The sequence below is a fragment of the Bradyrhizobium centrolobii genome, from assembly GCF_001641635.1.
GTDB lineage: Bacteria > Pseudomonadota > Alphaproteobacteria > Rhizobiales > Xanthobacteraceae > Bradyrhizobium > Bradyrhizobium centrolobii.
In genome coordinates, this window is record NZ_LUUB01000065.1 from 92737 (window position 1) to 118397 (window position 25661).

27 protein-coding genes, 2 tRNA genes and 2 pseudogenes are annotated in these 25661 nt (G+C 64.4%); 10 read left to right on the forward strand and 21 right to left on the reverse strand.

All coding sequences use genetic code 11. The annotated features are described in order from the left end of the window. Positions 1–361: 361 nt before the first annotated feature. The gene (locus AYJ54_RS21665) at positions 362–1195 is read right to left on the reverse strand and encodes a nucleoside phosphorylase (protein ID WP_063701980.1); all 834 of its coding nucleotides are present in this window, start codon (positions 1193–1195) and stop codon (positions 362–364) included. A gap of 21 nt (positions 1196–1216) precedes the next feature. Further along, positions 1217–1885 (reverse strand): ArsR/SmtB family transcription factor, encoded by a 669-nt coding sequence (locus AYJ54_RS21670; RefSeq protein ID WP_063701982.1) that lies wholly within the window; start codon positions 1883–1885, stop codon positions 1217–1219. Positions 1886–1959: 74 nt separating this feature from the next. On the opposite strand from AYJ54_RS21670, the gene AYJ54_RS21675 reads away from it, so the two are divergent. From AYJ54_RS21675 to AYJ54_RS21695, 5 genes are all read left to right on the forward strand, one after another. After that, positions 1960–2700, forward strand: a complete 741-nt coding sequence (locus AYJ54_RS21675) for an MBL fold metallo-hydrolase (RefSeq protein ID WP_063701983.1) — start codon at positions 1960–1962, stop codon at positions 2698–2700. A 4-nt stretch (positions 2701–2704) separates the two neighbouring features. Then, the gene (locus tag AYJ54_RS21680; RefSeq protein ID WP_063701985.1) at positions 2705–3988 is read left to right on the forward strand and encodes an MFS transporter; all 1284 of its coding nucleotides are present in this window, start codon (positions 2705–2707) and stop codon (positions 3986–3988) included. Positions 3989–4163: 175 nt separating this feature from the next. Continuing rightward, on the forward strand, positions 4164–4382 hold the full coding sequence (locus AYJ54_RS21685; protein ID WP_245329094.1) for an SHOCT domain-containing protein: 219 nt from the start codon (positions 4164–4166) through the stop codon (positions 4380–4382). Between the two features lie 47 nt (positions 4383–4429). Further along, positions 4430–4783 carry a DsrE/DsrF/TusD sulfur relay family protein gene (locus tag AYJ54_RS21690; RefSeq protein ID WP_063701989.1) on the forward strand — a complete coding sequence of 118 codons (354 nt, stop codon included), beginning with the start codon at positions 4430–4432 and terminating at the stop codon, positions 4781–4783. Between the two features lie 18 nt (positions 4784–4801). Continuing rightward, entirely contained in the window at positions 4802–5923 is a 1122-nt protein-coding gene (locus tag AYJ54_RS21695) for a cysteine desulfurase family protein (protein WP_063701990.1), read from the forward strand. A 126-nt stretch (positions 5924–6049) separates the two neighbouring features. Here the strand turns inward: AYJ54_RS21695 and AYJ54_RS21700 are convergent. The 10 genes and pseudogenes from AYJ54_RS21700 to AYJ54_RS21740 form a co-directional block, all read right to left on the reverse strand. Then, positions 6050–6125: transfer RNA gene (locus tag AYJ54_RS21700), tRNA-Phe, on the reverse strand. Positions 6126–6311: 186 nt separating this feature from the next. After that, positions 6312–6494: a DNA gyrase inhibitor YacG gene (gene yacG, locus AYJ54_RS21705; RefSeq protein WP_063701992.1), complete on the reverse strand. Its 183-nt coding sequence runs from the start codon at positions 6492–6494 to the stop codon at positions 6312–6314. A gap of 156 nt (positions 6495–6650) precedes the next feature. Beyond that, positions 6651–7027 (reverse strand): Maf family protein (locus tag AYJ54_RS52540; protein ID WP_245329095.1); only part of this gene is annotated, 377 nt, incomplete at its 5' end. Between the two features lies 1 nt (position 7028). Further along, positions 7029–7277 (reverse strand): annotated as a pseudogene (locus AYJ54_RS52545) (Maf family protein); the annotation flags it as partial. A 338-nt stretch (positions 7278–7615) separates the two neighbouring features. Then, on the reverse strand, positions 7616–8083 hold the full coding sequence (locus tag AYJ54_RS21715; protein WP_063701996.1) for an arsenate-mycothiol transferase ArsC: 468 nt from the start codon (positions 8081–8083) through the stop codon (positions 7616–7618). Positions 8084–8155: 72 nt separating this feature from the next. Then, positions 8156–8653, reverse strand: a complete 498-nt coding sequence (locus tag AYJ54_RS21720) for a UPF0262 family protein (RefSeq protein WP_063701998.1) — start codon at positions 8651–8653, stop codon at positions 8156–8158. Beyond that, positions 8650–9945 carry a histidinol dehydrogenase gene (gene hisD, locus AYJ54_RS21725; protein ID WP_063702000.1) on the reverse strand — a complete coding sequence of 432 codons (1296 nt, stop codon included), beginning with the start codon at positions 9943–9945 and terminating at the stop codon, positions 8650–8652. The genes AYJ54_RS21720 and hisD overlap by 4 nt, the downstream gene beginning before the upstream one ends. Before the next feature lie 266 nt (positions 9946–10211). After that, positions 10212–10664: a DUF2948 family protein gene (locus AYJ54_RS21730; RefSeq protein WP_063702001.1), complete on the reverse strand. Its 453-nt coding sequence runs from the start codon at positions 10662–10664 to the stop codon at positions 10212–10214. Positions 10665–10747: 83 nt separating this feature from the next. Further along, positions 10748–10969, reverse strand: a pseudogene (locus AYJ54_RS21735) (epimerase); the annotation flags it as partial. 38 nt (positions 10970–11007) lie between these two features. Continuing rightward, complete coding sequence (locus tag AYJ54_RS21740; protein ID WP_063702005.1) at positions 11008–11946, reverse strand: SDR family oxidoreductase; 939 nt, start codon at positions 11944–11946, stop codon at positions 11008–11010. A gap of 87 nt (positions 11947–12033) precedes the next feature. Here AYJ54_RS21740 and AYJ54_RS21745 point away from each other — a divergent pair, with 87 nt between their 5' ends. Beyond that, positions 12034–12675 carry a TetR/AcrR family transcriptional regulator gene (locus tag AYJ54_RS21745; protein ID WP_063702007.1) on the forward strand — a complete coding sequence of 214 codons (642 nt, stop codon included), beginning with the start codon at positions 12034–12036 and terminating at the stop codon, positions 12673–12675. Between the two features lie 253 nt (positions 12676–12928). Here AYJ54_RS21745 and AYJ54_RS21750 read toward each other — a convergent pair whose 3' ends face one another. The 5 genes from AYJ54_RS21750 to AYJ54_RS21770 form a co-directional block, all read right to left on the reverse strand. Next, positions 12929–13753, reverse strand: coding sequence for an alpha/beta fold hydrolase (locus AYJ54_RS21750; protein WP_063702009.1), 825 nt, complete (start codon positions 13751–13753; stop codon positions 12929–12931). A gap of 145 nt (positions 13754–13898) precedes the next feature. Then, positions 13899–14408: a hypothetical protein gene (locus tag AYJ54_RS21755; RefSeq protein WP_063702011.1), complete on the reverse strand. Its 510-nt coding sequence runs from the start codon at positions 14406–14408 to the stop codon at positions 13899–13901. Positions 14409–14643: 235 nt separating this feature from the next. After that, positions 14644–14952, reverse strand: a complete 309-nt coding sequence (locus AYJ54_RS21760) for an EthD family reductase (RefSeq protein WP_063702013.1) — start codon at positions 14950–14952, stop codon at positions 14644–14646. A gap of 224 nt (positions 14953–15176) precedes the next feature. Continuing rightward, a complete protein-coding gene (locus AYJ54_RS21765; protein WP_063702015.1) occupies positions 15177–16883 on the reverse strand; it encodes an FAD-dependent oxidoreductase in 1707 nt (568 codons plus the stop codon). A 29-nt stretch (positions 16884–16912) separates the two neighbouring features. Continuing rightward, positions 16913–17101, reverse strand: a complete 189-nt coding sequence (locus AYJ54_RS21770) for a hypothetical protein (protein WP_063702017.1) — start codon at positions 17099–17101, stop codon at positions 16913–16915. A 314-nt stretch (positions 17102–17415) separates the two neighbouring features. Here AYJ54_RS21770 and AYJ54_RS21775 point away from each other — a divergent pair. The 3 genes from AYJ54_RS21775 (at position 17416) to AYJ54_RS21780 (ending at position 20455) form a co-directional block, all read left to right on the forward strand. Continuing rightward, a tRNA-Thr gene (locus tag AYJ54_RS21775) sits at positions 17416–17490 on the forward strand. A gap of 984 nt (positions 17491–18474) precedes the next feature. Continuing rightward, positions 18475–19353 carry a DUF2971 domain-containing protein gene (locus AYJ54_RS47525; RefSeq protein WP_082905780.1) on the forward strand — a complete coding sequence of 293 codons (879 nt, stop codon included), beginning with the start codon at positions 18475–18477 and terminating at the stop codon, positions 19351–19353. Between the two features lie 94 nt (positions 19354–19447). Then, positions 19448–20455 (forward strand): luciferase-like monooxygenase, encoded by a 1008-nt coding sequence (locus tag AYJ54_RS21780; protein ID WP_063702019.1) that lies wholly within the window; start codon positions 19448–19450, stop codon positions 20453–20455. Positions 20456–20482: 27 nt separating this feature from the next. Here the strand turns inward: AYJ54_RS21780 and AYJ54_RS21785 are convergent, their stop codons facing one another. Further along, positions 20483–22192 carry a methyl-accepting chemotaxis protein gene (locus AYJ54_RS21785; protein WP_063702020.1) on the reverse strand — a complete coding sequence of 570 codons (1710 nt, stop codon included), beginning with the start codon at positions 22190–22192 and terminating at the stop codon, positions 20483–20485. Positions 22193–22620: 428 nt separating this feature from the next. On the opposite strand from AYJ54_RS21785, the gene AYJ54_RS21790 reads away from it, so the two are divergent. Then, entirely contained in the window at positions 22621–23349 is a 729-nt protein-coding gene (locus AYJ54_RS21790; RefSeq protein WP_063702022.1) for a helix-turn-helix transcriptional regulator, read from the forward strand. A 159-nt stretch (positions 23350–23508) separates the two neighbouring features. On the opposite strand, the gene AYJ54_RS21795 is transcribed toward AYJ54_RS21790, so the two are convergent. Genes AYJ54_RS21795 through hpaH form a run of 3 tightly spaced genes read right to left on the reverse strand, consistent with a single transcriptional unit; the run spans position 23509 to position 25621 of the window. Then, a complete protein-coding gene (locus AYJ54_RS21795; protein WP_063702024.1) occupies positions 23509–24384 on the reverse strand; it encodes an amidohydrolase family protein in 876 nt (291 codons plus the stop codon). A 12-nt stretch (positions 24385–24396) separates the two neighbouring features. Beyond that, positions 24397–24792 (reverse strand): RidA family protein, encoded by a 396-nt coding sequence (locus AYJ54_RS21800; RefSeq protein WP_063702026.1) that lies wholly within the window; start codon positions 24790–24792, stop codon positions 24397–24399. Positions 24793–24817: 25 nt separating this feature from the next. Next, a complete protein-coding gene (gene hpaH / locus AYJ54_RS21805; RefSeq protein WP_063702104.1) occupies positions 24818–25621 on the reverse strand; it encodes a 2-oxo-hept-4-ene-1,7-dioate hydratase in 804 nt (267 codons plus the stop codon). Positions 25622–25661 lie beyond the last annotated feature (40 nt).

Sequence of the window (25661 nt, forward strand, 5' to 3'; positions counted from 1 at the left end):
CGGGCTTCATCGGCGCGCATGTGCTACAGCGAGCGCCGCCCATGAGCATCGCTTCGGCTTTGTGGGCCACAGCATCGCGGGGCTGGTCGGGGGCGCCCTGAGCGGCGCTTTCCTCCAAGATCGTAGAAGATCGCAAAATATCGTAGTTTTGGTGCCCAGGGAGGGAATCATACGGAATCACCGACATGGCGAACTGCTGTTTGTCCTTAGCATGGTGGCGTGAGCGCCTGGGAGGGCGACGCGTTTTGCTGCACCGCGAAACTCCACAATCGCGGGAGCTGTCTGTTATCGCCGGGGCAGGCTGGTCCAAAGTATCTTTGTGGCCTGCTGAAGCCACCCCTTGTCCGCCTCCCCTGGCTGTTCAACTTGGCGTGGGAGTGGCTGACCATCCCCAAACCGCGGCTGACACAATTGCAAGCGTCGCCTTGGCGCCGTCGGCCTCGCCCTTCTCGAAGTCGCCTTCTGTCTGCGCCATCGCGTTCGTGACGTGTGCGAAACAGATGATGGGACAGCTGCTCGTCGCGCTGAAGGCGTAGAGAGCGGCGGCTTCCATCTCGACGGCGAGCATGCCCAGATCGCGCGCCCGTGCGATCGCGGCCTCGGTTTCGCGGTAGGGCGCATCGGTCGTCCACGTCGCACCCCGATGCAGCGTGATGCCCGGCAGAGCCCGCCCCATCTGCTCGACACGCGCGAGAAGCGGCGCGTCGGCTGCTTCGGCGAACGTGGAGCCGGGCAGATAATGATAGCTCGTCCCCTCGTCGCGCAGTGCGCGGTCGATCAGGACGAAGTATGGCGTGGGTCCGATCGGAGTAATTTGTCCGGCTGAGGTGACGCTGACGAGCAGCCGGCAGCCGGACGCGAAAAGCTGCTCCGCGACCAACACCGCGAACGGCGCGCCGACGGCGCAGCCGACGATCCCGACCTCGCCGACGCCGTCGAGATCGAAGGCAAGAAGCTCGGTGTGATAGCAGGCCCAACCTTCATGGATACGGCCGGCACCGGTCCGCTTAAGGTGACGGACGACATCACCGTCCGGATCAAGCATGCAGATCTCGGGGACAGCGACGAGCGCCAACTGCCGCTGCCGCCGCGCCTCCCTCAACAGGGCTTCGGGTCTGAACACCGAGGACGCTTTGTGGTCCTTGAGGCCGACAATCGGCCAGGCAGATTCTGAGCGATGAGGCTTATCATCCATGATGCACCAGATTCGCGTGGCTCAAGCGACGGATTCGACCGGCAGGCCGGCGGCTTTCCATTCCGGGTAGCCGTCCTCGAGCCGACGGACGCGATAGCCTCGCACCCGAAGCGCTGCGACCGCTTCGAACGAAAGTACGCAATATGGCCCACGGCAGTAGGCGATCACCTCGCGCCCCTTCGGAAGTTCGCCGAGGCGTCGTTCCAGTTCGGCAAGCGGGATGTTGAGCGCGCCCGGCAGATGGCCAAGAACGAACTCGTCTTCGGGACGGACATCGAGCACCGTGACGAGATCGTCGTGCAATCTAGCGACCAGATCATCTCGGGAGACCGGTTCGAGCGCGTCGCGGGCGTGGAAGTAGTCGGTCACGACCCGGCCGATCTCGGCGATATTCCGCTCGCCGACGCGACCCAGGGCCTTCATCAGCGCGACCACTTCAGCATCCCCGGCCAGGCGATAGAGAACGTGTTTGCCACGACGCTCCGTCTCGACGAGGCGCGCACGCCTGAGGATCTGCAGATGGCGGGAGGTGTTGGCGAACGTCAGATGGGCGCGGGCCGATAGCTCCTCGACGCTGCGCACCCCTTGGGCGAGGTGCTCCAACAGCTCAAGGCGGTGCGGATGGCCCAGCGCCTGCGCCACCTCGGCGAGGTTTTCATAGATCGCGTGTTTCGGTCCGGTACTTGACACGGCAGCTCCTGAATATATCATTCAGCAGATCGATTGAATATTATCTAGCCGCTCTGAGAGAGGAGTGCAAGTCCATGATCCTCCGTCAGTTCTTGCATAGCGACCCCGTCGGCATCTCGTACCTCTTCGGTTGCGGCGGCAAGGCAACCGGCGCGGTCGTCGATCCCGTCGGCGATATCCAGCCCTATCTGCAAGCCGCCGACAATGCCGGCATGCGCATTCACTTTGTCATCGACACCCATGTCCATGCCGACCATCTCTCGGCGGGGCGGGCTCTCGCCGACGCAGCAGGGGCGGCTTATGTGCTCTCGTCGGCCGCAGGTGTGTCGTTTCCGTTCAAAGGTGTGCGCGACGGTGAAGTCCTTCCGCTCGGCAACGTCACGGCGACCGTTCTTCACACTCCGGGTCACACACCCGAGCACATCTGCATTCTTGCAACGGACCGGACGCGCGCCGACGAACCCTGGTTTGTCCTGACCGGCCACACCCTGATGGTCGGCGATCTCGGCCGTACTGAACTCGCCGCCAGCGCCGAAGAAGGCGCAAGACAACTGTTCCGCAGCGTGCGCAAGCTGAAGGGCTTGCCGGACTACGTCGAGGTACTGCCCGGCGCCTATGCGGGGTCGGTCTGCGGTCGCCGGCTGAGCGGGAAACCATGGTCGACCATCGGCTTCGAGAAGCGGCATAACCAGGCATTCGCAATCGAGGACGAAGCCGAGTTTGTTCGCTTCATGGTCGCCGAGATTCCGCCGGCCCCGCCGGAAGCCGCAAAGATCAGAGCCGCCAATTCAGGCATTACGGCCGCAGCGGCCTGATCCCATGAGCGAAGCGGTATCCGCTCCACAAGGTCCCGCTGTCAGGTTGGGGTTGAAGGAGAACTGGCCGCAGTTCGCTCTCCTCGTCGTGATCAACGCCTTCGTGGGCGGGATGGTCGGGATCGAGCGAACCGTCGTGCCGCTGATCGGCGCCGAGGAGTTCAAGATCGGCTCGACGACTCTGGTCGTCTCCTTCATCGTCAGCTTCGGCGTCGTCAAGGCGTGCGCCAACTTGATCTCCGGCCAGCTCGCCGACAAGTGGGGGCGCAAGCGGGTGCTGATCCTCGGATGGCTCGTCGGCCTTCCGGTGCCCTTCATGATCATCTGGGCGCCAAGCTGGGAATGGGTGATCGCCGCCAATGCCCTTCTCGGGATCAATCAGGGCCTCGCCTGGTCAATGACCGTGATCATGAAGATCGATCTCGTCGGGCCGAAGTCGCGCGGCTTGGCCGTGGGCCTGAACGAGTTCGCCGGATATCTCGCGGTCGGCGTGACCGCCTACCTCACCGGATATCTTGCGTCGGAGCACGGGCTGCGGCCGGCGCCCATCTATCTCGGCGTAGCCTATGCCATGCTCGGCGCCGCGCTCTCGATCCTACTGGTGCGCGACACGCGTGAGCACGTCCGGCTGGAGACTGCGGCGCATGCTCGTCAAGCGTCTCCGATCAGCTTCCGGGAGATCTTCGTCCTCACCTCGTTCAGGGACCGCAACCTGTTCGCCGCATCGCAGGCCGGGCTGGTGAACAACCTCAACGACGGCATGAGCTGGGGCATCTTCCCGCTGTTTTTTGCCTCATTCGGTCTAGCCGTCGATCGCATCGGCATATTGAAGGCCGTCTATCCGGCAACCTGGGGCATCCTCCAGGTCGCCACGGGCCCTCTGTCCGACCGCTGGGGCCGCAAGGGCCTGATCGTCGCCGGCATGTGGGTCCAGGCCGCCGGTTTGTTCCTGACCGGAGCGACGAGTCATTTCGAGTGGTGGCTCGTCGGCAGCCTGCTGCTCGGACTTGGCACCGCCATGGTGTACCCGAGCTTGATCGCCGCAGTATCTGATGCCTCGCATCCAAGCTGGCGCGCGCGCTCGCTCAGCGTCTACCGCTTCTGGCGCGATCTCGGCTACGCGATCGGTGCGCTGTCGGCCGGCATCATCGCTGACAGATTCGGACTTTCAGCGGCGATCGTGTCCATCGCTGCCCTGACGTTCATTTCCGGCGCTGTCGTAGCGGTGTCCATGCGGGAACGAAGTTCGGTTGACCTCGCGCAAAAAGCGAGCCGGCCGGCGGAGTAGAGTTGGGTTTCCTCGATGCTGGAGCAAGCCGATGCAGAAAGTCTTGGTCCAAAGGGTCGCTGCTCTCTGCCTCCTACCGGGGGCAGTATGGGCGCAGGCACAGGCGCCGTCAGACGCCGAACGTTACTATGGTTGGGGTCCACACATGATGGGCTGGGGCGGAGGATGGTACGCCATGATCTTCGGTCCGTTGTTCATGATCCTCTTTCTCGGGGTCCTTGTTGCCCTCGCGGTTGTTCTAGCTCGCTGGCTGGGCGGCCCATGGCCAGGGACTTATCCACCACACCAATTGCCGCCTAGCCGCACGCCGCTCGATATCCTCAAGGAGCGATTTGCACGCGGCGAAATCGACAAGGCGGAATTCGAGGACCGGCGGCGCGTTCTCGGCGAGTAACCGACGCGCCCACCCTCAAGCTCGCTCAGTTCGAAAAGGGAACGACCGTGCAGATTCTGCTGATACTGAACAACCCGCCCTACGGCACCGAGCGGACCTACAACGGCTTGCGCCTCGCGCTCGCTCTCGCCAAGAGCGATCCAGCGATCACGATGACGGTATTCTTGATGGCCGATGCGGTCGTAGCCGCGAAGTCGGGCCAGAAGACGCCAGACGGCTACTACAACGTGGAGCGCATGCTGAAGGGCGTTCTCGCGGGCAAAGGACAAGTCCTGCTTTGCGGCACCTGCATGGACGCCCGCGGGCTCACTGATGCCGAGATACTCAGTGGCGTGAGACGCAGCACCATGGCCGAACTCGCGACCCTTACCGCTTCCGCCGAGAAGGTCTTGGTATTTTGAACTGCCCGAGGAGCCGGCATGCCGCCGATTTATCTCGACTACAACGCGAGCACGCCCATCGATCCAACAGTCGCTGCGGCGATGCAACCCTTCCTGAAGGGGGCCTTCGGCAATCCATCGAGCGGGCATTGGGCGAGCACGCCGGCCAAGGCCGCCCTGGAGCGCGCCCGCGGCCAAGTCGCCGCGCTGATCGACGCCGCGCCCGATGAGATCGTGTTTACTAGCGGCGGCAGCGAAGCAAACAATCTGGCAATCAAGGGCACGTTCTTCGCGCCGAACCGCCACGGGGCTCACATCATCACGTCGGCCATCGAGCATCCGGCTGTTCTTGCTCCCTGCCGATTTCTTGAGCGGTTCGGCGCCTCGATTACCTATGTCCCGGTGGACCGAACAGGCTGCGTCGATCCTGATGACGTGCGTCGCGCTATCACTCCTCAGACGACCCTCGTCAGCATCATGCATGCCAACAACGAGGTCGGCACCATCCAGCCGATCCAGGAGATCAGCGAGATCGCGCGGGAGCACGGCATCCGCTTCCACACCGACGCAGCGCAGTCGGTCGGCAAGATCTCGACCAAGGTCAGCGAACTCGGCGTCGACCTCTTGTCGATCGCCGGCCATAAGCTCTACGCGCCGAAAGGTGTCGGCGCACTCTACGTGCGCGGCGGCCTCGAATTGGAGCCGTTGATCCACGGCGCTGGTCATGAACTGGGCCGCCGTGCCGGGACGGAGAGCGCATTGCTCGCAGTTGGGCTCGGCGCAGCGTCCGCTTTGGCGGAGGACCTTGCTCCGATGAAGCATGTCCAGGCTCTGCGTGATGGATTTTGGCAGGTGCTACGGGATCGTCTTGGCGATCAGGTCGTGCTCAATGGACATGCGACACATTGTTTGCCCAACACCCTCAACGTGTCATTCGTCGGCAAGATCGGCGCGGATATCCTGGGACAACTCAGCGATGTCGCGGCATCGACTGGTTCGGCGTGCCACTCGGGTCGGATCGAGCTCTCGCCCGTTCTCGCCGCGATGGGCGTGCCCGAGAGGATCGGCATGGGAGCGATCCGTTTCAGCTTGGGAAGGGTCACCACATCGGACGAGATCGACGATGTGGTCGCACGTCTGGCTGGGATCGTATCGGCCTGATTACTTGAGCGGAGCTGATCATTGGCCGTTATGAACGCGTCGTTTCTCCGCCAACAGGAGGACAGGCTCGTTCGTGCATCGCTTGCGGCGTACAGGGTCGTGCTCTAGCGTGGAAAAGCGTAGTTTTGGTGCCCAGGGGCGGAATCGAACCACCGACACTGCGATTTTCAGTCGCATGCTCTACCAACTGAGCTACCTGGGCGTGCTCCAAGAGAGGGGCCAAGGCCCATCGAGCGGGCGGTTTATAGTGGGCTGGAGGCGGCCTGTCCACCCGGCTTCGCCTGAAGGTTTCGCCGGAGGCGACCCGGCTGTGCACAATCTGGGGCGGGGCTGGGATGGGCCGGCCGGGGGTCCCGCCAACGTCATTTAACTACATGATAATATTGCTTTATTCGACATCATCCTCCTCGTCGTCGCGGCCGGGGATGACGTAGGAGCCCTTCAGCCAGCGGTTCAGGTCGACGTCGCGGCAGCGCGAGGAACAGAACGGGCGGGTGGCATGCTCGGCGGGCTTGCCGCAGATCGGGCATTTTCGCTGCGGGGTGGCGGGCTTTTTGACTTGGTCGTCCATGGGGGCGGCAGCTTACACGAGGTTAGAGAGTTCAAGAGCTTGTCGGCAAACGAGTTCCTCAGCCGGCGGCGCATGCGCCCCAGCCGGCGCCCTGCCGGCCGCTTCTACTTTGCATGGGGTTGTTTTCGAGATTTTTGTGGGCGCCGCTTCTGGCGCTCACACGCCGGCGGCGTTGAGCCAGCCGAAGCGGATCGGAAAGCCTTCGCCGCCGAGCAGCGTGGTGGTCTCGTAGAGCGGCAGGCCGACGACGTTGGTGTAGGAGCCGACCATCTTCACCACGAAGGAGCCGGCGATGCCCTGCACGGCGTAGCCGCCGGCTTTGCCGCGCCATTCGCCGGAGCCGATATAGGCCTGGATGTCGTCTTCCGACAGGCGCTTGAAGCGGACGCGGGTCTCGACCAGGCGCTGGCGGAAGGCCTCGCGCGGCGTCACCAGGGTGATCGCGGTGTAGACGCGGTGGTTGCGGCCCGACAAGAGTCGCAGGCACTGCGCGGCTTCGTCCACGAGGTTGGCCTTGGGCAGGATGCGGCGGCNCGCCACAACCGTGTCGGCCGAGAGGATGAAGGCGCCGCGCAGCTCGTCGTCGAGCTGCACCGACTTCAGCGCCGCATCGGCCTTGGCGCGGGCGAGGCGGTTGGCGCAGGCGCGCGGCAGCTCGCCTCGCCTCGGCGTCTCGTCGACGTCGGCGGGCCTGAGCGCGTCCGGCTCAATGCCGGCCTGGTTGAGCAGCGACAGGCGTCGCGGCGAACCGGAGGCAAGAACGAATTTGGGGCGGCCAAGCATCAGGTGATTGTGGGGGACGAAGCAGGGGGTGAATTGCGCGCGGAACCTATCGGAAGGGGACCGGTTTCACAACCCGGGAACCCGGACTTAACTGATTCGACAGTGCCAAGATGCGTGTGCCTGCGGTCTGTGACGGGGGTGTTACGCAGGGCTTGCGCTTTCGGTTCGCCTCTCCCCGCTTGTGGGGAGAGGCCGACGCGCGGAACGCGCGGCGGGTGAGGGGGAGCCTCCGCGAGTCCTGCTGCCACCGTGTTCGTGGAGAGAGCCCCCCACCCCTGCCCTCTCCCCGTAAGGACGGGGAGAGGGGGAAGATGCGCTGCGTCCGGGGCACGAGAGAACTACCCGTTCGCCGCGCCCGCCTTCGCGAACCGCTTGCGGATACGCAGCAGGAGCTGGTCGCAGACCTCGCGATAGGCAGCCAGCTTCTGATCGCGGCTGCCTTCGGCAGTGGTGGGATCATGCGTCGGCCAATATTCGACGTCAGCGGCGAGCGTGCGGGTCAGGTCCAGCGCCTTGTGATGCGCTTCGGGCGAGAGCGTGATGATGAGGTCGAAATTGAGCCCCTCCCAATCCTCCAGCTCCTCGAAGGTCTGCGGCTTGTGGGTCGAGATGTCCTGCCCGAGCTCGGCCATCACGGTGACCGCGAACGGATCAAGCTCGCCCTTCCTGGCACCGGCGGATTTGACGTAGAGGCCCTGCGGAAACATGTGCCGCAACAGGCTCTCGGCCATCGGCGAACGCACGCTGTTCATCGCGCAGGCGAACAGCACCGATTGCGGATCGCGTGCGCGTGGGGGCGCAGCCATCCGCTTTTATCCTTCTTTGATAGAGGGCATGGCCTTATCGGAAAACCGCTGCACACTTTTCCGGGCCATGCCCTAACCCTTCCAGTGCAGGACAGTGATGAGCGTGAACAGCCGGCGCGAGGTCTCGAAGTCGACCCGCACCTTGCCCTTCAGCCGCTCCTGGAGCGTGCGCGAGCCTTCGTCATGGATGCCGCGGCGACCCATGTCGATGGCCTCGATCTTGTCCGGCGTCGCCGTGCGGATCGCCTGGTAGTAGCTGTCGCAGATCATGAAATAGTCCTTCACGATCCGCCGGAACGGCGTCAGCGACAACAGATGCGCGACCACGGGCGTGCCGTCCTCGCGGCGAATGTCGAACACCAGCCGGTTGCCGGTGATGCCGATATGCAGCGTGAACGGTCCCTTCCCGTCCGCGCCGTCCGGCGCGAACAGGTTCTGCTCGATCAGATCGTAGATCGCGATCGCGCGCTCATGCTCGATATCGGGCCCCGAGCGGCCGATCGAGTCCTCGTCGAGGGTGACCGCGACGATACGATTGTTGGAGTCGTCCTGTTCGGGCGAGCTGGTCATGACAGATTGAGGCGCAGTCCGATCGAGCGCGAATGAGCGTCCAGCCCCTCCGCCTTGCCGAGCGTCATCGCGGCCAGCCCCAGCGCACGGAGCTGATCCGGGCCGCATTTCAGGATCGAGGTGCGTTTCATGAAGTCGTGCACCGACAGCCCCGAGGAGAACCGCGCCGAGCGCGCGGTCGGCAGCACGTGGTTGGAGCCGCCGACATAATCGCCGATCGCCTCCGGCGTATGCGCGCCGAGGAAGACCGCGCCGGCATTGCGGATCTTTGCGGCGAGCGCATCCGGGTCCGTCGTCATGATCTCGAGATGCTCGGCGGCGATAGCGTCCGCGAGCGGGATGGCTTCGGCGAGATCCTTCACCATGATGATGGCGCCAAAGTCGTTCCACGAAGTGCCGGCGATCGCGGCGCGCGGCAGCGTCTTCAGCTGCGCCGCGACTGCAGCTTCGACGTCGGTGGCGAGGCGCGCGGAATCGGTGATCAGGATCGACTGCGCGCTGGCATCGTGCTCGGCCTGCGCCAGGAGGTCGGCGGCGATCCAGTCGGCATTGCCGGTGTCGTCGGCGATCACCAGCACCTCGGAGGGGCCGGCGATCATGTCGATGCCGACCTTGCCGAACACCAGCCGTTTGGCGGCGGCGACGTAGGCATTGCCGGGGCCGACGATCTTTGCGACCGGCGCGATCGTCGCAGTGCCATGGGCGAGCGCGGCCACGGCCTGCGCGCCACCGACGCGGTAGATCTCGCTGACGCCGCCGAGCTGGGCCGCCGCCAGCACCAGCGGATTGAGCTTGCCGTCGGGCGCCGGCACCACCATCACGAGGCGCGCCACGCCGGCGACCTTCGCCGGCACCGCATTCATCAGCACCGAGGACGGATAGGCGGCGGTACCGCCGGGCACGTAGAGGCCGGCGGATTCGATCGCGGTGTAGCGCCAGCCGAGTTCGACGCCGAGGGGATCGGTGAAGCGCTCGTCCTTCGGGAGCTGGCGAGCGTGGTAGGTCTCGATGCGGTCGCGCGCGAGCTTGAGTGCATCCAGCGTCGCGACATCGCACGCTCTCACCCCAGCCTCGATCTCGGCGACCGTGACGCGCAAGGAGGCTGCGTCCAGCGTCAGCCGGTCGAACTTTGCCGTCGCCTCGATCAGGGCGGTATCGCCGCGCTTCGCCACATCCTCGACGATGGCGCGCGCGGCGGCCTCGACATCGGCCGAGACCTCACGCTTGGCGGCGAGAAAGGCCGCGAATCGCTGGTCAAAATCGGCGCTGCTGCGGTCGAGACGAACGGGCATTTTGGCTTGGCTTCCGGCTGGTCTTTTGGGGCGGATTGGCCCACCCGGCCCTTGCTCAATGGCGCGGCGGGGAAGCGGCGTCAACCCTTGGGAGATGTCGCCGTTTTCGATCGTCGTCCTGGCGAACGCCAGGACCCATTACCCCTCTTGGTGCGATGGGACGAAATGTGGCCACATCCGTTTTCAACAACCAAACCCTGGGCTTATGGGTCCTGGCGTTCGCCAGGACGACAGCCAGGACGACGCGGGAGCATGCGGCGACGGCATCACCACCCCTCGCCCTTCCCGCCCACCCCCGTTCCGAGCTCGTCGGTGCCCAGATCAGTCAGCTCGCATTCCAGGCATTCGACGTCGAGGCGGATCGCGCCGCCATGGGCGAACATGAGCAGGGCGCTGCCGCCGGGCTCGTCGGCGCGGCCGTCCTGGGGGTGAAACTCGATGCCGACGAGGTCCAGAACCTTCTCCAGCGCGGCGAGATCGATATTGCGCGACTTGCAGGCCAGCACGCGATCGAAGCGGAGCGCTGCAACCAGCCGGCGCGGCGCGGCCTGGCCTTCCAGCGTCTGTTCCCAGTCGAGCCGGCTCATGCCAACCACGAGCCGCTTCTCGCCCTGCCGCCAGATGATGTCCGAGGTCTGCACGCGGGCATCCTGGACATGGGTCGAGATCACGGCGAGATCATCGGCGTCGAGTGCAATCAACTTGAGCTGGGGAGACATCGCCGGCACTTCTCCTTCGACGCAGGATCAGCTCAACGCGCGCGGGCGCCAAGATTTCCGCGGAAAGCTACCGGGCCGCCTGGCTAGAAGCCATTGATATCCTCCATCTCCAGCACCTTCCGCGGATAGCCCTCCCGGGCGACACGGATCATGGCGCGGCCGATCTGCCCGGTCGAGGTCACCAGCCTCGGCGCGAGGCGGCGCAGCACCGACCAGAGCGGCCAGGTCACGTCGTAGACGGCCTGCACCCAGGCCGTCTTTGAACGCGCACCATGCAAGGGCTGGATGGCGCCCGCGCCGAAAATGATGACTTGCATGCGGACGTCCCCCGAGGGGACCGCGCTCAGGCGGCGGCCGCGATCTCGTCGAAGGATACGCCGGTCAGCGTCGCCGAGACATCCCACAGCATGGCGGCGGCCGCGAAATCCTTCGCCTGCGGCACGATCTTCGCCGGCATTGGCGCGCCCTTCAATTCGTAGAACCCGTTCGGACCGTAGTAGCCGCCGGGCTCCGCGGCCGGCGAGGTTGCGGCAAACAGCGTGGGCAGCGCGCCTTCGGCGGCGGACTGGCTGATCAAAGGCTGCAACAGCCGGCCAACGCGCCACGACAGGGTATTGGTGCCCGGGCCGTTCGGAATGAGATCGGTGCGCGCGTAGCCGGGATGCGCGGCGAAGCTGTGCACGCCCCAGCCGGCGGCATCGCTGCGGCGCTGCAACTCGAGCGAAAACATCAGCATCGCGAGCTTGGACTGACAATAGGCGCGCCATGGACGATAGGAGCGCCGGCTCTGCAAATCGTCAAAGTTGATCGCGCCGGAGCGGTGCGCGAGGCTAGAGAGATTGACGACGCGTGGCGCCTTCGCGCGGCGGAGCATCGGCAACAGCCAAGCCGTCAGTGCGTAATGGCCGAGATAGTTGGTCCCGAGCTGCATCTCGAAACCATCCGTCGTCTCCTGCCGTTTCGGCAGCGCCATCACGCCGGCATTGTTGATCAGGAGGTCGAGCTGCTCGTTGCTGGCGGCAAAGCGCCTTGCAAAGTCGGCGACGGAGGCAAGGCTTGCCAGATCCAGATTCTCGTACGCAATCAGGGCGTTGGGAAAGCGGTTGCAAATGCCCTCGATCGCCCGCAGGCCCTTTGCGTCGCTTCGCCCAGTGAGTATGACGATGGCTCCGGCGCCCGCCAGCGCCAGCGCCGTCTCGTAGCCGAGACCGCCCGTGGCCCCGGTGATGACGGCGGTCTTGCCGCTGAGGAAGGGAATGTCTGCCGTGGTCCAGTCGGTCATGCCATATCTCCAGGCGCTCGGGGGTTGGATGTGCCCGCGACCGGTCTAAATGTGCACTTGGTGCAAATTTGCAAGAGGTGAAATAATTTGAAGACATCCAAGGGCGCACGCCGGCGCGCCAAGCCATTGACTTCAGGAGGCAAATCCGAACCCAAGGCGGGTCTGCGGCAGCGCAAGCGCGAGCAGACCCGCGAGCGGCTGACCCGCGCGGCGATGGCGCTTTTCCTGGAGCGAGGCTTCGAGGCCACCACCATCGACGACATCGCGGCTGCCGCAGAGGTGTCGCGCCGCAGCTTCTTCCATTACTTCGCGTCGAAGGAGGACGTGGTCGCCGCCTGGCAGGAGAATGCCGCGACCGCGCTGGTCGACGCGATCATCGCTCGGCCGGCCGCGGAATCCATGCTGACGGCGGCGGAGAACGCGATCGCTGCGGCAATCAAGCGGCTCGATCCGGCTGAAGCGGCTGCGATGTCGCGGCTCAAGCGCGACAATCCCGCGCTTCAGGCGCGTGATCAGCTCAAATACGAGAAGCTCGAGCGCGCGCTCGCCGAAGGGCTCACCCGGCGCTCCGGCCGCAAATCGGACCGGCTGAAGGCACGGCTCGTCGCCATGATCGCCACCGGCGTGATGCGCGTCGGTGGCGAGAGCTGGGTCAGCGAAGGCACGCGCGAGAAGCCGGAGGCTTTCGTGAAGCGGACGTTCGATGCGATCAGGGGGATTTTGAAGTGAGAGTCTTGTCCTTCTCCCCTTGTGGGAGAAGGTGGCATAGGCGGCCTTCGGCCGCCGTCCTTAAGAGAACGCCGAACGGAGCTTCGGCTATGGCGCCGGATGAGGGGTTGTCTCCGCAAACTTCAACGCGAGAGATTCATACGCGGAGAGAGACCCCTCACCCGTCTCGCCGCTACGCGGCGTAGCCACCCTCTCCCACAAGGGGGGAGGGTAAAAGCAGCGCGGATCGTGTGATCCAACGAACGCGGCGCTCTCACCCCTTGAAAAACGCGAGCAGGTCCGCGTTGATGGTTTCGGCTTCCGTGGTCGGCATGCCGTGCGGAAAGCCCTTGTAGGTCTTCAGCGTGCCGTTCTTGAGCAGCTTGGCCGACAGCGGCGCGGAATCGGCGTAAGGAACGATCTGGTCGTCGTCGCCGTGCATCACCAGGACCGGCACGTTGATCTTCTTCAGGTCCTCGGTGAAGTCGGTCTGCGAGAAGGCGACGATGCCGTCGTAATGCGCTTTCGCGCCGCCCATCATGCCCTGACGCCACCAGTTCTGGATCACCGCTTCCGACGGTTTTGCACCGGGACGGTTGTAGCCGTAGAACGGGCCGGCGGCGATGTCGCGGTAGAAGCTCGAGCGGCCCGCGGCAAGCTGCGCCTGGAAATCGTCGAACACCTTCTTCGGCAGGCCGCCCGGATTGGCCGGCGTCTGCACCATCAGCGGCGGCACCGCGGAGAGGATCGCGGCCTTCGCCACCCGGCTCTCGCCGTGGCGCGCGATGTAGTGCACGACTTCGCCGCCGCCGGTGGAATGGCCGACGTGAATGGCATTCTTCAGGTCGAGATGCGCCGTGACCGCGGCGAGGTCGTCGGCATAGTGATCCATGTCGTGACCGTCGGCGACCTGCGTCGAGCGGCCATGGCCGCGGCGGTCATGGGCGATGACCCGATAGCCGCGGGTCACGAAGAACATCATCTGCGCGTCCCAGTCGTCGGACGACAGCGGCCAGCCATGGCTGAACACGATCGGCTGACCCGAGCCCCAATCCTTGTAGAAGATATCGACGCCGTCTTTGGTGGTGATGGTGGGCATTGCAGGGCTCCTTTAGTGAGATGTCATTCCGGGGCACGCGAAGCGTGAAGTGCGGAATCCGGAGATTGTTTGCGCGAATTTCCGGGTTCATCGCTGCGCGATGCCCCCGGAATGACGGGCGCGTGGCGCGCCCGCCTGCGATAGATCAGGCAAAGGCCATCGGCCTGAAGCGGCGCCAGGCGCCGATGATGACAAGTACGAAGAACACGAGCACGATGCCCTGCACCACGGCGAACACCGGGCCTGACGGCGGCGCCGGCGGCACGGCGGGGGCGAGTGCGGCAAGCGCCGGCACCTTCAGGAACGACTGGATGACCAGCACGAAGACGTTGAGATAGAGCGAGGTCATCGCGGTCACGATGTAGATCGGACGCCATGCGCCCGATAGCTTCATGCCATACAGCGCGATGCAGGCGATCGCGAGCAGCACCAGCGAAAGGATGCCGATCATGTGCGACGGCAGAAGCTCCTTGAACGGAAACAGGAAGCCCGTGACGCTGGTCAGGATCGTGAAGAGGAGGAAGATCGCGGTGAGGCCCGGCATCCGCTTCGAGCCGAGCAATCCGAACATCACGACAAGGCCGCTGACGATCGCGATCAGGCTGATGATGACATGGACCAATGTGAAGGCGGGCAGGCTCAACCCAAGAACCACGGCATCTCTCCTACTCTCTGCACTGAGGTCAGAAGAATGGTATTACGGTCCTCATCGGATTGCTACATGCGTTAGCGCTACGCATGCGCGCCACGCCATGCGCAGTCGTGCGAATTGACAAACGCATGCTCGAACTATTTGCATCGCTGTCACAAACGATAGCAAACTTTCGGCGAAAGCTGAATTGGGTTTGGCAAGAACGGCCCACCGCATGCGGGCCGTCCTTGCGTGTGCCTCACACCTCCTTGGTGTCGAAGATCTGCATCTCGACGCCACCGCTGGCGAATTTCGGCACGTCGGCCGCCGCCGCCTTGCCTTCAGGCGTGCCGAACGCCTTCTGGATATCGCCGACACTGTCGAAGGTCAGAATCGCGATGAGGTGGAATTGCGAGGGACCTGCGGGCGTACCGACCGGCCCTTTGCTGATCGCGTACTTCTTCAAGCCGGGAAGTTTCTTTGCAAGCGGGATGTGCGTTTCGGCATAATATTTGTCGAAGGCCGCAGCATCCTTGGGCGTCTTGTAGAGCACGACGAGTTCAGCCATTTAGTCCTCCCTTGAAATCTTTTTTCGTCCCTCATGGTGAGGAGCGTGCGAGCACGCCTGCGGACGATGCTTCGCATCGCCGCGCGAACCATGAGGCCCCGATGTCCGGGCCTTCATCCTTCGAGACGCCGCTGTCGCGGCTCCTCAGGATGAGGGGATAGTCCGCAGTTAGCGGCAAGATCGCAAGTCACATTCCGCTTGCCGTCTGCTTGTTTTATCCTTGATTAAAGCGCCGGTTTTGCGGCGTCGCCGAGATAGCCGTGCAGGGAGGCCACGACCTGTGCGCCTTCACCGATGGCACCGCCGACGCGCTTGACCGAGCCGGAGCGGACGTCGCCGACGGCGTAGACGCCGGGCACGGATGTTTCGAGCGGGGCCACCAGCCGGCCGAGGTTCTGCTCGGATTGTGCGCCGGTGACGACGAAGCCGCCACGATCGAGCGTGACACCGCAGCCGTCGAGCCAGCCGGTGGCGGGGTCGGCGCCGACGAACAGGAAGAGATTGCGGATCTCGGCGGAATCCTCGTCGCTTGACAGCCGGCTCTTCCAGCGAATGCGCCGCAGCAGCGCGGTGTCGTCGCCCTCGAGCGCCGTGATCTCGGTGTTGAACAGCAGTTCGATGTTCGGTGTCGCCTCGATGCGCTCGATGAGATAGCGCGACATGCTGGCGCCCAGGCCGCCGCCGCGGATGATCATCAGCACCCTTTTTGCATGACCCGACAGGAACACGGCGGCCTGTCCCGCCGAATTGCCGGCGCCGACGAGGGCCACCTCGTCGCCGGAACAGAGCCGTGCTTCCACCGGAGACGCCCAGTACCAGACGCCGCGGCCTTCGAACTTGTCGAGATTTTCGATCTGCGGCCGGCGATAGCGTGCGCCGCTCGCGACCACCACCGCGCGCGAGCGCAAGGTGTCGCCGCAATCCAGCGCCAGCGCGAAGGTACCACCAGCGCGTGAGCAATCCAGCGACTTCACCGACATCGGAATCATGATGTCGGCGCCGAATTTTTGCGCCTGAGTGAACGCGCGGCCCGCCAGCGCCTGGCCGGAAATGCCGGTCGGAAAGCCCAGATAGTTTTCAATACGCGCGCTGGCGCCGGCCTGGCCACCAAAGGCGCGGGTGTCGACGACGGCGACCGAGAGGCCTTCGGAGGCCGCGTAGACGGCGGTCGCGAGCCCCGCCGGTCCACAGCCGACGATCGCGACGTCGTAGATGCGATCGTTCTTCGGACCGCCGATCATGCCGATGGCGCGCCCGAGCTCGATCTCGCTCGGATTGCGCAGCACGGTGCCGTCGGCGGTGACGACGAGCGGCCAATCCTCCGGCTTCGGCGAGTAGCGCGCGATCACCTCGGCGGCGTCATGCTCGCTGTCGGGGTCGAGCAGATGATGCGGCTGGCCGTTGCGGGTGAGGAAGCCCTGCAATCGCACCACACCTGCGGAGTTCGACGGCCCGATCAGCACGGGGCCGCCGACGCCGCCCTGGATCAGGTTGACCCGGCGCAGGATCAGCGCGCGCATGATGCGTTCGCCGAGGTCGGCCTCGGCGACCAGCAGCGAACGCAGGCGGTCCGGCGGGATCAGGAGCACCTCGACATCGCCCTCGGCGCGTCCATCGACCAGCGCCGGCCGCCCCGAGAGCTGGCCGAGCTCGGCCAGGAACTGGCCGGGCCCCTGATCAATCACCGGCGTGACGTGACCGAGCCCGTCACGCTCGGTGATGGCGACATGGCCCGACAGCACCACGAACATGCCCGGCCCGCGCTTGCCGGTCTCGAACAGGAGCTCGCCGTGACGATAGGTGCGGAGCTCGCCGAACAGGCGCAGCCGCTCGATCTCGGCAGCGGTCAGGGTCGGGAATGTCTGTTCGGGGCGCGAGAACCGCGCGATCTGCGCGCTTCTGTCAGTTCGTTGCGATTCGTCCTGCCCCATCGTCGCTCTCACTCATTCGAGAAGAAAATCTAGCCGCCGGTCTTGCCGTCGATCCCCTCATCTAGGGAGGGTTCGTCATCCTGCGAGGGGCCGGCCGCGCTTGCGCGCTCGCGCGCCTGCGCCTTCCGCCGCTTCAGGTTCTCGCGCAGCGCCGATTTCAGCCGGTCCTGCCGGGACCCGACCGTCGATCTTGCGCTCTTTTCGTTCTCGTCCGTCATCGTGGGCCCATTACATCGATCAGTGGCAGGATGCCATCGAACGACGACAGCTCAAGGGCGCCGGCCAGCCGGCACAACGAAGCGGGCACAATCGGTCGAATCCGCGGACATGGCCAACTGGCCAGTTGGCCGGGATACGGAACCAAATCGCGCCCAAATCGGTCATTTCGGGACAAAAAGGCCGCCTCCGGCACACCACGGGGCCGATTTTATCGATTTCCCGGGCCCGGCAAGCTTGCACATGAGGGGGCCTTGTGGCATCCATCGCCCCGCTTGGCGGGCCCATGTCGCGGCCCGATTCTTTGCCAGCATTTGCTGCCGTAGCTCAGTGGTAGAGCACTCCCTTGGTAAGGGAGAGGTCGACAGTTCAATCCTGTCCGGCAGCACCAGCATTCCACGCATGAATCAGCGGTCTCGCGGCACGAAGCGCCCGAGTTTTGCTCGTTTCCTTGACCCTCTCTCAGTGAAGAGGGCGCAGGGAAGACCGGGTGCCGGCTGGCACCCGCGGTCCACTGTGCGCGTGTAGCGCAGAGGAAACCGCACAGCAGCATACAGGTGTAGCCAGTCACTCGGCCTTCCCTGCGCAGTGGTTGACGGCTTATGCCGTGCTCTCCCCGGCGACGAGTTCCTTTTGTCACCGTCGCCTTGCGAATTGACAATGCTTCGAGACCCGGTTGAGCCCCGATCCATCTCCGCAAGGCTTGACCGTAGCAACGACGGCCGGGACCACACGGTTTTGCCGTACGCAGCCATCCGGCTCCGCCCAAAGGCTTCGCCGGACACAGGCGCCGTTCGTCCGCACGCAGAAGGACCTCACGAGGTTCATCTCGCCCTGGTCCCGCATTCGCATGCCCGACGCTGCCGCGTCCACCGCACCCCGGCCCACATTCGTGACGACGTACGATCGCCCCTCTCCTCGGACCGAGATGGCGAACAAATAACGCAATTCCGAATTTCGGCAAAGTGGAATATTTTTGCGGCGGAGAGTTGACAGGGTTTCGCGTGGGGCTGGTGTTTTGCCCGACGGGTCAAATCCGTGCTGGCGGTTTATGAAAGTGGTAGGGCGCAGCGGCACGCATCGATGCCGGTTCAACAAGGTGATGGGCTTCGCTACGCTCGCCCCTCCTCCGAGTGCATAATATGCGGTGGCCACTGACGAAGAGATCAGGCGGCTTCCCAGCGAGGCCCTCAACGCATTCGGCGACGGAGGCCGCGTCCTGCCCGATCTCCTCAAAGATCCGCGTGGAAAGACATGACCACAAGCTCTGCCCGTTAGACGAGGCCTGTCGAAGGGCCCGCTGACGCTCGCCATAGCTGGCGAATCGACGCAATATCGCTACTACCTTCATTCATCGAGACTAGGATTGCAGGTTATGCCGTTTATGGAGTTCTATCCACGAACTACTTTGTACCAATATTGCTCGGCAGACGCATTCCACGGCATTCTCCAATCGAAGACCCTTTGGTACACCGACCTTGCCGGAGCGAATGATCCCCGAGAAATTCACCTTGGCTATGAGCACGTCCTTGAGGCTATCAAATCCGTCAGCAACGAATCCAAAGGTAGCCTCCGTCGCGCATTAGGCAAGCTCAGCGAAGGACTATCTCGTGCTCGACAAGATCAGCAAGCATTCTGCTGTTGCTTTTCTTTAGCCAAAGATGAGCTACCAATGTGGGGAGCATACGGCGGCAACCATTCGGGTCTAGCTATCGGATTTCGTCCCACCGCAATTTTATCGATGCCTGGTCGTTTGCAGCGAGTGACTTACTTAGATGAGAGCACCGGCGAAGGATTTAGGGACCTCGTTCGGACCATGGCAACAGAGATTGATCCAGATGTTGAAGACGAAATCTATTGGATCAATGCGACTGCTTCAGTTTTTGCGGCAGTTACAGCATTGAAACACAACACATGGAACTACGAGCGAGAGGTGCGGTTGGTCTACATGCAGGTAAAGGATGCCCCAGAAGGCGAAGCAGCATCGATCCCCATGGACTACTTTGACGACGGAACAGAATTGTTTTGGAGAAAGCCTCTCGAACGTCGCGGAATTTCCGGTGGTGTTTGTTACGTGGCATTTCCGTTTGGACGGCGCCTAAACGATTCTGTTGAACACAACGGAGCGATTGAACGCGTGATTTTGGGATCGGATTGTAAGTTGACACGCGATGAAGTCGATGCAGCTCTAAAGTCCCACGGATTTGTCAGGTATGAGATCATAGATTCTAACTGCAGGATCCGCGTTGCGTAGTGAAGTCGGCGGGAGGCGCACTAGCATTTCCACGGCCGGTCCCTAAATATGAGAGCCCGACGCGCGTCTCTCGCTTCCCTCCCGGTGCCCTCGCATGATCCCATTCTCCGTGCTCGACCTCGCACCCATCCGGCAGGGTGGCGATGCGGCGCAGGCGTTTCGCAATTCGCTCGATCTCGCCCGGCATGCCGAGACTTGGGGCTACAAGCGGTTCTGGCTGGCCGAGCATCACAACATGACTGGCATTGCCAGCGCCGCAACGTCGGTGGTGATCGGGCATGTCGCGGGCGGCACGAAAACGATCCGCGTCGGCTCCGGCGGCATCATGCTGCCAAACCATTCGCCGCTGATCATCGCCGAGCAGTTCGGCACGCTGGAGTCGCTTTATCCGGGACGGATCGATCTCGGGCTCGGGCGCGCGCCGGGCACCGATCAATTCACCGCGCGGGCGCTGCGCCGCGATCTCGCCACCAGCTCCGAGAACTTCCCGCATGACGTGCTGGAATTGCAGGCGCTGCTCGGCGAGGTGCAGCCGAACCAGACCATCCGCGCCGTTCCCGGCATGGGACTGAAGGTGCCGATCTGGATCCTCGGCTCGAGCCTGTTCGGCGCGCAACTCGCGGCCATGCTCGGCCTGCCCTTCGCGTTCGCCTCGCATTTCGCGCCGACGATGATGATGCAGGCGCTGCGCGAATACCGGTCGCGGTTCGAGCCGTCGGCGCAGCTCAATCGGCCCTATGCGATGATCGGCGTGAACGTGTTCGCCGCCGACAGCGACGTCGAGGCACAGCGCATGTTCACCTCGCTCCAGCAGCAGTTCATCAATCTGCGCCGCGGCACGCCCGGCCCTCTGCCGCCGCCGGTCGACGACATGGACGCGCTGTGGTCGCCCGCGGAAAAGGCCGGCGTCGGCGAGTCGCTCGCCTGCTCGGTGGTCGGCTCGCCCGCGGTCATCGAGCGCGGGCTGAAGGCGCTGATCGCCGAGACTGGCGCGGATGAGCTGATGACAACGGGCCAGATCTACGATCACACCGCGCGGCTTCGCTCGTTCGAGATCGCGGCCGAGGTACGCGACAGGCTGGCGGCGCAGCCGGCCGCGTGATGAGATCGCGCGGCCGATAAGGCGGCATCACGCCGCGCGGATCGAGCTCATGAAGCTGGCGACGCCGCGCTTCAGGCGGACGCTCTCGGTGGCGAGCGATTGCGCTGCCGACTGCACCTGGGCAGAGGCGCCGCCGGTCTCGGCTGCACCACGCTGGACATCGGCGATGCTGGTCTCGACCTGCGACGTGCCCGCGGCGGCGCGCTGCACGTTGCGGGAAATCTCCTGCGTGGCGGAGCCCTGCTGCACGACCGAGGTCGAGATCGCAGCCGAGATTTCCGAGATGCGCCCGATCGTCGCACCGATCTCGTTGATCGCCGCAACCGAATCCCGTGTCGCCGACTGGATGTCGGCGATCTGCTGGCTGATCTCGTCGGTCGCTTTCGCGGTCTGCTCCGCGAGCGTCTTCACCTCGGACGCCACCACGGCAAAGCCCTTGCCGGCATCGCCGGCGCGCGCCGCCTCGATGGTCGCGTTCAGGGCCAGAAGATTGGTCTGGCCGGCGATGGTCTGAATGAGATCGACGACGTCGCCGATCCGGCTCGCGGCCTGCGACAGCTCGCTGATGCGCGTGTCGGTCTTCTGGGCCTGGTTGACGGCTTCGCCCGCGATTCGCGCCGAGGTCTCGACCTGGCGGCTGATCTCGCCGATCGAGGATGCAAGCTCCTCGCTCGCCGCCGCGACCGAATGCACGTTCGCCGACGCTTCGCCCGACGCCGTGGAGGCGCGGTTGGAGACCTGCGCGACGGTATCGGCCGTCTTGGACAGGGTCGTCGACGACGTCTCGAGCTGGCCGGCGGCAACCGAGACGAGCTCGATGATCTCGCCGACCTCGCTCTCGAACTGGTCGGCGAGGCGGTTCATGTCGATCTTGCGCGCTTCGATCTGGCGCTGCTCGGTGATCGCCTGTTCTTCGCGCAAGCGATTGGTTTCGATCATGGCGTCGCGGAACACCTGGACGGTGCGGGCCATCTCACCGATCTCGTCGCGGCGATCGGCATGGGCCACGGGCGCGTCGAGCTGGCCGGCGCTGAGCGAGGCCATGCGCTCCTTCAGGCTCGTCAGCGGCTTCACCACGCTGCGGCCCACGGCCCAGGCGACCGCGATCGAGATCAGCATCAGCACGGCAATGACCACGGATGCGGTCTGCACCATTGACCAGAAGGAGTTGTCGACCTCCGACATGTATTCGGCCGACGCGATCATCAGATTCCACGGCGCGAAGCCGCGCGTGAAGGCGACCTTGTCGAGCGGGGTGGCATCGCTGCCGCTGCGGCGGAAGGCGTAGCGCAGGGTGCCCTGGCCTTTCTTCGCGATGTCCATCAGCGTAACGGCGAAGAGATTGCCATTGGCGTCCTTGTTGGGACGCATGTCCTTGCCGACGAAATTCGGGATGCCGGGATTGGAGACGCAGACCCCGGTCTCGTAATCGTAGATATAGGCGTAGTTGGAGTGATCTTCGTACCAGACGAGATTATTGGCTTCCAGGAATCGCTTCTTGGCCTGCTCTTCGGTCATCTGGCCGGCCTTGTAGGCCTTGTAGTAGCCATCGGCGAGGTTCCAGACCACGTCGACGACGGCATGCGCCTTCTCGACCCGCTCCGTGACGAGCTGGTTGCGCGCGATCCACAAAATCGTGGAGGCGACCAGGGCCATGCAGATGGCGCCGACCACGGTCATGAGGGCGAGCTTGGCGCCGATCGAGCGAAGGGAAAACAGGTTCTTGAGAGAGCGCATTCTGCCTCTTCGGTGTTTTTGGGCGCTGCGCCGGGACGTCAGGCGACAGGCCGCTCACGAGGTGGGAATGCACAAATTAGAGGCAATTGGTTAAGAACTCAGTTACGCCACGAAACCGCCGTCGCGCGCCTCCGGTCTTAACAAAGGCTTAATTCGGGCCCGCCGATGGCAGGGTGGCTCCTCAGAACCCTGCGCCCGCCGTCCCTGACCGTCTCGCGCGCGGGGTCATGTTGCAGCGCTGGCGCGTAAGACGCGGGTTGAAAGCCGGTCTGTCGCTTCAACTGGGGGGCCATGACGGCGAAGCACTCACGCATCGCGCGGGCAGGAAATTCTCGCGCAGATTGCGGGCGCCGCACCGCCGTCCTACACTCGATGTCCGGAAAGGTAGCGTAGCGCCGATCCTTCAAGGCCTGATCGGAGGATCGTCGATGGATGTGATCCGCAGCCGCGCGTTCGAATTCGTCGAGAGCGTACAAAAGCTTCCCGACACCGCGGGCGTCATGGACGCAATGGGCCACATGCTTGGCCAGCACGGCCTCGACTATTTCTGTTGCGCCTATGTCGCCCCTCTCTCGACCGAACCCGCGCGCGACGCCGTTCTCGCCGACCGGCTGCCGGCCGGCTTTCTGGACATGTATTCGGAGGGGCAGTTCGTGTGGGACGATCCGGCGCTCCGCTATTGCAAGACGACGCTGCGGCCGTTCCGCTGGCTCAGGGATGCGCCGTATGATCCGAACCGGGAGCCGCGCGCCATCGAACTCGTGCGGCGCGCCCGCGACTTCGGTATGGTCGACGGCGTGATGGTCCCGGTCGCCTCGCCCGCGGGCCGCATGGGTCATGTGTTCTTCGGCGGCAGCGAAATCGATCTGCCGGAGCGCGAGCTGCCCGCCCTCCATCTGATGGCGCTTTATGCCTTCGACCGGGCGCTGAGACTGCGCGGCCAGCCTGAGGCGCCGAAGCTCGCCTTGTCACTGCGTGAGTGCGAGGTGCTGACACTGGCCGCCATCGGGCGATCCACCGAGGAGATCGCCGGCGCCTTGACCATCACGGGGCGCACCGTGAAGGCACACATCAAGAGCTGCTGCAGGAAGCTCGGCGCGGCGACCCGCACGCAGGCCGTGATGATCGCCATGCGCGATCGGATCATCTCGCCGTAACCCATCCGGTCATTCCGGGCGCGCGTCAGCGCGAGCCCGGAATCCATAGCCGCGGGCGGAAGTTCGTCGGGCGGTATTGTGGTCGATGTCTCACCGCACGACTGCTTCCTGGGCTCATGGGTCCTGGCTTTCGCCAGGACGACGATGGTGCGGGCGCGCTCAGTCGGTGAAGCCGAACAGCTTTGCCGGATTGTGCACGAGGATCTTCTCCAGCGTCGCCTGGTCCGGCGCGTAGCGGAACATCAGTTCGAGCAGGTCGGCGTCGTTTGGCGGCTGCTTCACGGAGACCGGATGCGGCCAGTCGCTGGCCCAGATGCAGCGGTCGGGCGCGGCCTCGATATAGGTGCGTGCGATCGGGATCACGTCGTCCCAGGGCGGGCCGGCCTTCGAGGTCTTCTCGCCGAGCGACAGCATGACCCAGAAATTGCCCTTGGCGAGCAGCTCGAGCATCTTGCGCAGGTTCGGATCGTCCTTGCCACGCTCCGGCTCCGGCCGCGCCATGTGGTCGATCAGCACGGGCACGTCAAGATTCTCGTACTTCGCGACACTGGAGACGATGCCGTCCTTCTCGGGCTGGATCTTCGCGTACCAGCCGAGCTCGCGGATCCGCGCGATGGCGCGGGCGAAATCCTGATCCGACAGCACCGCGCCGAGCTCCTGGCGGAAGCTGAAGCGCGCGCCGCGGACACCTGCGTCATGCAGCTTCGCAAGATAGGCGTCGCTCGCCTCTGCGAACACCAGCGCGTTGGCGCAGCCGCGATAGTTCGGGCCCATGGCGGCAAGGCCGTCGAGCACGACGGAATGGTCGGCGCCATAAGTCGTGGTCTGCACGATGATGCCGCGCTCGATGCCGAGCGTCTTGTGCATGCGCAGCGCCGCCTCCCAGGTCGCACTCGGCATCTGATAGGCCGCGCCCAGGCGGATTGGATATTTGTCCAGCGGGCCCAGAACGTGGAACTGGCTGTCGACGGCCTTCGGCGGCGGCGACTTGACGGGGCGGCGCGGATTGGGGTCGAACGGCAGATAGGTCGGCATGGCGAATCCCTCTCAGTCGATCACGGCAGTGAAGTCGCACTGCACCAGCGCGCCGCCGTCCATGTTGTCCATCGGCAGCGCGTGACGCGCGGGGCGCGAATGCTCGTCCGGAAACATTTTCAGCCATTCGACATTCACCGGGCCACGCTGCGAGCGGTCCTTCAGCCACACCGTCATCTTGATGATGTCGTTGGTCGAGCCGCCGGCGGCTTCCACCGTCGCCTTCATATGCGCGAACATGTTGGCGCACTGGGCGTCCAGGCCTTCCGGCATGGTTCCGGTCGCGGGATCGCGGCCGAGGATGACGCCTGACATCACGAGATTGCCGATGCGGCAGGCGTTCGGGATCGGGTTGGCATGCTTGAAGCCGCCGATGTGGATGCTCTTGCGCTTCGTTTGTCCCGTCATGGTTCGCTTCCTCTTTCTTGTTGGTTCAGACGAACTGGCACGACACCGAGCCGAACCCGCCATAGTCGGCGTGGACCGTGTCGCCGCGACGGATGTCGACCGGCCGCGTGAATGATCCCGCCAGCACGACCTCGCCGGCGCCGAGATATTCGTCATGCGGCGCGAGGCGATTGGCGAGCCAGGCGATGCCGTTGGCGGGATGGTTGAGCACGCCGGCGGCAAGCCCGGTCTCCTCGATCTCGCCATTGCGGAACAGCAGCGCGCCGATCCAGCGCATATCCGCGTCCAGAGGGCGGAACGGCCGGCCACCCAGCACCAGCGCGGCATTCGCCGCGTTGTCCGAGATCGTGTCCATGACCTTTCGGGTCTTGCCGGTCTCGGGATCGACGCGATGCATGCGCGTCTCCAGGATCTCGAGCGCCGGCGTCACGTAATCGGTGGCGTTGAGCACGTCGAAGATGGTGCAGTCCGGCCCGCGCAGCGGCGCCTTCAGCACGAAGGCGAGCTCGACCTCGATCCGCGGCGCGTGAAAGCGATCGAATGGAATGGGACCGGCGTCGGCATAGAACATGTCGGCGAACAGCACGCCGTAATCGGGCTCGGATATGCCGACCGCGTTCTGCATCGCCTTCGAGGTGAGGCCGATCTTGTGGCCCTTGATGACGCGCCCGCGGCCGAGCTGAAGCTTGGTCCAGGCGCGCTGGATGGCATAGGCATCCTCGATGGTGATGCCGGGATAGTCCTTCGAAAACATCGGGATCAGCGCCTTGGTGCGCTCGGCTTCGTCGAGGCGCGCGGCGAGACGTTCGATCGTGGCGGTGTCGAGCATGCTTAACTCTCCGCCGCCACTGTGTTGCTGAGCACGCCGA